Annotated in this window: 3 protein-coding genes; 2 read left to right on the top strand and 1 reads right to left on the bottom strand. The window is 47.7% G+C overall.

Annotation, left to right across the window (positions count from 1 at the left end):
- The first annotated feature begins 945 nt into the window (after nucleotides 1-945).
- Nucleotides 946-1,242, top strand: a complete 297-nt coding sequence (locus BUA05_RS14295; RefSeq protein ID WP_072675692.1) for a hypothetical protein — start codon at nucleotides 946-948, stop codon at nucleotides 1,240-1,242.
- Nucleotides 1,243-1,433: 191 nt separating this feature from the next.
- Nucleotides 1,434-2,966 carry an FG-GAP repeat domain-containing protein gene (locus tag BUA05_RS14290; protein ID WP_084662759.1) on the top strand — a complete coding sequence of 511 codons (1,533 nt, stop codon included), beginning with the start codon at nucleotides 1,434-1,436 and terminating at the stop codon, nucleotides 2,964-2,966.
- 11 nt (nucleotides 2,967-2,977) lie between these two features.
- Here BUA05_RS14290 and BUA05_RS14285 read toward each other — a convergent pair whose 3' ends face one another.
- Nucleotides 2,978-3,469, bottom strand: coding sequence for a tyrosine-type recombinase/integrase (locus tag BUA05_RS14285; RefSeq protein WP_281247026.1), 492 nt, complete (start codon nucleotides 3,467-3,469; stop codon nucleotides 2,978-2,980).
- Nucleotides 3,470-3,559 lie beyond the last annotated feature (90 nt).

Below are 3,559 nucleotides of genomic sequence, written 5' to 3'. Positions count from 1 at the left end.
GCAAGCTCGCCGCCTAAAACCAACCCCCAGACGAGGTCCGCACTCCGCTAATCTACGCCGCAAGTTGTGCCAAATGTTCTGACGACGGACAATCTTTCGAAATGGTCAATTTCTACAAGATAGCAATAAGCCCAATATCGCATTCGAATTTACAGAAAATTCTGACGGTTCTTTTACATTTGATCAAGTGACATCCGACCAAAGTATACCAGATGTTATTGTAACTGTGATGCGCGAAAATGTATACTTGGAGTCTGAAAGAAATGTAAGGATAGAACGAGTAACGGTATCGCTCGCAGATGAAGCAATGAATGACTTTTCGATTAGAAGCGCAAATATAAATGATAATCCAGATCTCTATAAAATTGAAAAAAAGACCGTTTACGAAAGCCGTTGTTCGTAGGACATAAAAAATGTGATGATTGGGCCCAAAAAACTTGCCATACGTTTAGGGGTTAAATTGGTTTGCTAATAAGCCTAGCATTAGGCGAGGGTGGTGGAGATATGGACAAAAAGATTTGGAGTGCTCTCGTGGTTGCAGGCACCGCCTGTTCGCTTGGAACCCCGCCTGGCATCGCAATCAGCGCTGCACAGGCTCAATCGTCTAGCCAATGTGGCTTCATTCAGAATGCCGATCGTAGGAGCTTGTGTCGCGCTCGTGCTGAGAAGGAAGTCAGTCATTGCGGCTTTATCCAGAGCGCGGACTTGCGAAATCTATGCAGGGCTGAGGTCGCTGGTAATCGTTCATCGTGTGGCTTCATCAAGGACGCTGATATGCGCAATGAATGCAATGCAAATTTCTGAGCGGGAGCAGTCACCTGAGAATGAAGCAGGTGTGTGTCCAAGGATAGCAAAATACCTCTTAGCCTATGATTTAACAAGGCTGATGTGACGGGCTGACTAATTGCAACAACTGCGATGTAGCGCAGGAAAGGAGGGGGTGACATGAAGAGGCGCATTTTGATGGCTGCGGTGGCGGCGGAGGCACTAACGCTCAGCGGATGCGGCGCGAATGATTTGATGGCAAGCCCAGAGGAGCTATCGTGTTTGGACGCGATACGCTCGACTTTGATCAATCCCGAAACGGCATCCTTCCATGATTTTCAAAAAATGGGAGAACAGGATGGTAAGGCGATGTACGGGGTCAGGGTTCGTGCAGAAGGGAAGCTTGGAAACACGATTACGCAAAATTATGGGTGCATGGAGAATGACGAATACGGAATGATTGCAATTGCGATCTGATCGCGGGTTTGGCCCTCTTCATGAGGTGATGGTGGTCTCCAAAATCTAATTTCCCGATAACCCCAACCTGAACAATAGAAGAGGCGTTGGCATCGCTGATCGGCTTCGTCGTTTTTTCAGAATTGATGCAGTTTGGTTGACAGGTCTGCACCCAACCGTATCTTCGTTTCAAATGAAACGGATTGGGCAACATGAACAAGCAGGTTTGGATGGCAGCGGTTGCTGCTAGCGCACTAACACTCATCGCATGCGGCGGTGAAGATAGCGCACCGCCTCCTGTTTCTTCCGTCCCAAGCCCAACCCCCACTCCCAGCCCTTCAGGTCCGTACACTGGGCAACTATATTTAGGCAGCATGCGTTTTACGACGCAGCCTGATGCGTTTGTCGGCGAGTTGCCATTTCTAACTACGGCTGCGACCAGCCATGCCGTTCTGGACGTAAATTCAGATGGTTTTTTAGACATTGTATTCGCATTTTGGAGCGGATTAGGCCCCGACGAATGGGGGCAAAACGTTGGCGACCGTGTGACACCCAACAAGCTTGCCATCTTTATAAATCAAGGCGGTCGTCAGTTTGTCGATCAGACGGATACTTATCTGACGGGTGGTGCGGACTTAGGCGGTGCGACGCGAAAGGTTGAGAAAGTTGACCTTAATCGGGATGGGAAGCTTGATCTGGTTTTTGCCGTGAATCGTGAAGATGGGCGGTCTGGCGATCCTGTCGCATTCAGTTCAGCGCAGTCTGCCGCATTGATATCCAGAGGCAATGGATATCAAATATTTAAATTTGGTGACCCAGACTGGAACCATAACGTAGTCGTGGGCGAGCTGTTGGGTAAAGCATTTGTTGCGACTTCTGGCTTTGTGGGAGCTGAATCTTCTTACTATGGCTTCACATTTGAGAATGATGGCTTCTCAAGAAGATTTCAATTTCCATTTCAGGTCAGTCCCAATACAGCGCGCTTCATATCTGATGGCACGTCAGGCGAAACAAACATTCTGATACAAACGCAGAGTTTTCCAAACCTTCTTGGTGTAGAGGCATGGAAATTAAGCGCTGGGATTTGGAGCAAGGTTTCGCAGGTAGACAACCCTTTTGAATACATAAAAGATGTGAATTTCACTACATATAACGGAACAGATCAGTCCATAGTTCCTGTTTTTAAGGTCGGAGATGAATATATAATTGGTGGCGGAGGCTTTGCAATTACCGAATCACGGTTCATAAGATTATCGCCGCCTTCTTCACCGCTTTTCATGGCGAAGATGGAGCTCCCAATAATTCCAAATTTTGACGAGGTAGCCACACAAAGTGTGCGGCAAGACGATCTCATTGGCCGAAACAAAATTGTTTTCTATGAGTACGATGGTGTTTCACTTAATTTCAAAGATGTAACGATTGATGGAGAATTGCGGAATATCAACTTCAATTTTATGTCTGCGATTGATATAAATCGGGATGGATTTGAGGATATTGTTGTTTTGCCGTACACAATAGAAGGGGCTCCAGTATTTTATATAAATAATTCAGGAGAAAAATTTATACGTCAAGATATAAAAATTCTGAATTTTTTCAGATATCACACGGATACGGCGACCCCAATAATTGCTGATTTTGATAATGACGGAATATATGACATTGTTACAGTTCCTGCCAACGGTAATGACATTGGCAAGGGTAGGGCGATGACTGATTATCTGTATTACAAAGGATCGCAGAATTAAATTATTCCCCGTCAGATCACATTGACCGCGTTCGCCAGCTGATCGTCACTCACATCGCAGTAGAGCGCCGTCGTCTGAATGTTCGCGTGACCCAGCGCATTCTGAATCGTCCGCATCCCGATGCCTGCTGCGTTCAACCTTGTTGCGAATGTCCTGCGCCCTGAGTGACTGCTCGTCTTGATGCCAGCCTGTGCGTAGATCGCTTTGAAGCGCAGGCTCAGGCTGACATTGCTGAAGTGACTGCCAGTCCGTGATGAGCGAATGAATGCTCTGCTGTCGCTGAGATCGCTGATGGTCGCGAGATATTGGTTCAGGAGTTTTTGAAGCTCTGCGCTGATGAAGACCCTTCGCGACTTGCTGCCTTTGGTCTGGTGCCTGCTGAGATTGATTACAGAAACAGCCCTGCCATCAAGATCGCGCACATCGCCGATCGTCAACGCTGCGATCTCTCCGATCCGCATCCCAGCCATGATGCTCAGTGACAGTGCGACACGGTCTCTGATGTCCGTCGTCAGAACATTTGGCAGAACTTGCGGCGTAGATTAGCGGAGTGCGGACCTCGTCTGGGGGTTGGTTTTAGGCGGCGAGCTTGC

It is taken from the genome of Erythrobacter sanguineus (assembly GCF_900143235.1).
Lineage (GTDB): Bacteria > Pseudomonadota > Alphaproteobacteria > Sphingomonadales > Sphingomonadaceae > Erythrobacter > Erythrobacter sanguineus.
This window is presented reverse-complemented; position numbering and strand designations above follow the sequence as displayed.

What these genes read in the sequence shown, in the direction of transcription:
- BUA05_RS14290 (WP_084662759.1), top strand. Translation starts at nt 1,434, where the DNA reads ATGAACAAGCAGGTTTGGATGGCAGCGGTTGCTGCTAGCGCACTAACA.
- BUA05_RS14295 (WP_072675692.1), top strand. Translation starts at nt 946, where the DNA reads ATGAAGAGGCGCATTTTGATGGCTGCGGTGGCGGCGGAGGCACTAACG.